At 51.9% G+C, this 3,087-nt stretch carries 3 protein-coding genes and 1 pseudogene; 3 read left to right on the forward strand and 1 reads right to left on the reverse strand.

Translation table 11 applies throughout. The features are described from left to right. The 3 genes and pseudogenes from ABYT30_RS17760 to ABYT30_RS17770 all read left to right on the forward strand — a co-directional run. A pseudogene (locus tag ABYT30_RS17760) lies at window positions 1-381 on the forward strand (phosphotransferase family protein); the annotation flags it as partial. Between the two features lie 23 nt (window positions 382-404). Beyond that, window positions 405-1,184 carry an SDR family NAD(P)-dependent oxidoreductase gene (locus ABYT30_RS17765; RefSeq protein WP_373078381.1) on the forward strand — a complete coding sequence of 260 codons (780 nt, stop codon included), beginning with the start codon at window positions 405-407 and terminating at the stop codon, window positions 1,182-1,184. A gap of 123 nt (window positions 1,185-1,307) precedes the next feature. Continuing rightward, window positions 1,308-2,843 carry a hypothetical protein gene (locus ABYT30_RS17770; RefSeq protein ID WP_373097822.1) on the forward strand — a complete coding sequence of 512 codons (1,536 nt, stop codon included), beginning with the start codon at window positions 1,308-1,310 and terminating at the stop codon, window positions 2,841-2,843. Window positions 2,844-2,859: 16 nt separating this feature from the next. Here ABYT30_RS17770 and ABYT30_RS17775 read toward each other — a convergent pair. Then, a partial coding sequence (locus tag ABYT30_RS17775; protein ID WP_373097823.1) for a helix-turn-helix transcriptional regulator occupies window positions 2,860-3,087 on the reverse strand: 228 nt, incomplete at its 5' end.

A 3,087-nucleotide genomic window follows, 5' to 3' on the forward strand; every position in this document is an offset into this window, starting at 1 on the left:
ACGCCTACGGTATTGGCCTTGCTTGATTGGGAATTATCCACCTTAGGCCATCCTTATGCGGACTTAGCCTATCAGTGTATGCAATTGCGAATTCCGAGTGATGCCGCTATTCCGGGGCTTGGTGGGATTGACCGCACGGCACTGGGTATTCCATCGGAACAGGATTATGTACGCCGATATTGTGAGCGGCGAGGGATAGAGGGTATTGATCACTGGGTATTCTATCTGGCGTTTGCCTTCTTTCGCCTCAGCGCAATTTTGCAAGGCGTGTACAAGCGTGCTCTCGACGGTAATGCGTCTAGTCAAAAGGCGATGGACTATGGCGCGCTAGCCGCTCCTTTGGCTGAACTGGGTGTAGCACTGATTGAGCGTGGTGAGTGACAAGAGCAAATAGGGTTGTGAAAATGAATGAGCTTTTAGCGAAAAGTATCGATTTGACTGGCCGGGTTGCCTTGGTTACTGGCGCGTCTAGTGGGCTGGGTGCGCATTTTGCCAAGGTTCTGGCTCAGGCCGGGGCTACGGTGGTGGCTACGGCGCGGCGAGTCGATAGATTACAGGTACTCGTCGGCGATATTGTGGCAGAGGGTGGCCAAGCATTGGCGGTCGCAATGGACGTTAATGACAAGGCCTCTGTCACCGCAGGTTTTGATCAAGCGCAAGCGGCGCTGGGTGCGATTAGCATCGTGGTAAATAACGCGGGTGTGGCTGAACCAAGCCGTTTTGTCGACAGTACGGAAGAGCAGTGGGACTTTGTCGTTGACACCAATTTGCGGGCGGTGTGGCGGGTGTCACGAGAAGCTTCTGCCCGAATGATAAAAGCAGGAGTCCCCGGCAGTATTGTTAATATTGCTTCGATACTCGGCTTGCAACCGGGCGCTAATAATAGCCTTTACGCGACCGCAAAGGCGGGCGTAGTGCAACTAACGAAAAATTCTGCTCAGGAACTATGGCGTAATAATATTCGGGTTAACGCCCTTTGCCCTGGCTATTTTGAGACAGAGCTGAATGCTGAGTTTTTCCATTCGGAGAAGGGCCGCCAATATGTGAACCGAATGCAGCCGCGTCGGCTTGGTCAATTACACGAGTTAAATATGCCCTTATTGTTACTGGCCAGCGATGCTGGCTCCTTTCTTAACGGGGTGGCGCTACCTGTTGATGGCGGGCACTTAGTACAATCGCTTTAATAGCGAGCCAAAAGTTTCTGGCTTGACTCTTTTGCCAGTACTCGTGACTGGAATCGCCAATACAAATGCTTGGCGAGAGCGTTACACTTAATAAATAACAAACATTGATATCGAGGTTGCTCAGTGGCAAATACAACACCCATCCTAGTTGCATCTGGCCAGTATGTTTTTCGCGATGTGCTTACCGCGGATAACGCGCTGGCTCCGGTCGACATTGCTGCGAAAGCAGTAAACGCGGCATTTGACTCAGCTAAAGCGCGTGAACCACTTGCGAGTCACATTGATACGATTGCCTATATCCGTGGTTTTATCGACTCTATACCGGGCGGTGCCGGTCCCTTCGGCGCCAGCAATAATATCCCCAGATCCCTAGCTAATCGCATAGGTGCTAATCCCCGTACCGCGATTTACGGTCGCGAAGGGGGGCATTCGCCCCAGCGTTTCGTCAATGAATTTGCCGAGAAAATTGCCGCGGGTGAGATGTCGCTTGGCTTGATCGCCGGTGCCGAAGCGACCGGCATCATGAAACAGGCAATGAAAAGTGGTTTGACCTTGGATTGGAGTGAGCATGTCGAGGGCCAACTGGACGACCGAGGTTGCCATTTACTTTTTACTGACTATGAAGTGAACCACGGAATTACCTTTCCTACCCAAGTGTACCCATTGTTTGAGAACGCTTGGCGGGCGAGGCATGGTTTGTCAGAGGCCGCTCATCGCAAATTGGCTTCAAGTTTATTTGCGAAATTTTCTGAAGTGGCGGCGACTAACCCGTATTCCCAATTCCCAATCACTCGGAGTGAACGTTTTCTCAATGAAGTTTCGGCGGAAAACTACTGGGTCGCGCGGCCTTATACCAAGTGGATGGTTGCCCAAGACGCCGTGAATCAAGGCGCGGCGTTGCTAATGTGTTCCGTTGATAAGGCAATTGAATTGGGTATTCCCGAGTCGCAGTGGGTGTACTTGCACAGTTATGCCGATGTTGATGATCGCTGGGTGTCAGAACGGGCGGATTTAGCGGTGTCAGAGACGATGCGTTTGAGTTTAAACGCCGTGCTCAATAGTGTTGGCAAATCAATTGCAGAAATTAATGTTATGGATATTTACAGCTGCTTCCCGATTGCGGTGTTAGCGGCCTGTGAGGCAATGGGGCTGGATTGGACCACTGATAAACCCCTGACAGTCACTGGTGGCCTGCCATTCTTTGGCGGACCGGGGAACAGTTACAGCACGCATGCTATTGCCAGCTTAACAGATGCTTTGCGCAGCAAGCCTGATGATTATGGCCTGATAACGGCTAATGGTGGTTTCCTCTCCAAACAATCGGTCGGCATTTATTCTGCGCAGGCGCCAGCGAAGCCCTGCCACAACGCTGCTCCGGACTTGCAGGCAACATTGGACGCTTTGCCCACGGTAACGGTGGTAGAACAGGCCGAAGGTATCGCTAGTATTGAAACCTATACCTTAGTTTATAGCCGTGGCGTACCGACACTGGGGATAGTGGTTGGCCGTTTCGAGGATGGGCGGCGCTTTTTAGCGAATACTGGCGACGGTGACGAGCGCAGCTTGGCTATCATGGCTGGTGACACAGAGTTGATCGGTCGCAAGGTGCTGGTGCGGCATCTGGCGAATAAAAACATAATCAGCTTTGATGCTGCCTAGCTGGATTCGCACTGGCTTAAAGGTGTTGGCGGTATTTTTGTGGTGACATCCCAGTCCAGGTTTTAAACGCGCGCGTGAAGGCACTGGCTTCTGAGAAGCCAGTGCGCTGGGCAATTTGTTCAATGGATAGATTGGATTTGCCCAAATAGTACAGTGCGCTGTCTTGGCGACATTGGGTTTTCACTTCATTGAAGCTGGTGCCCTCATGTGCCAAGCGCCGACGCAGCGTTTGGGGGTGTAAGTG

The sequence above is a fragment of the Zhongshania sp. genome, assembly GCF_041623545.1.
Taxonomy (GTDB): domain Bacteria; phylum Pseudomonadota; class Gammaproteobacteria; order Pseudomonadales; family Spongiibacteraceae; genus Spongiibacter.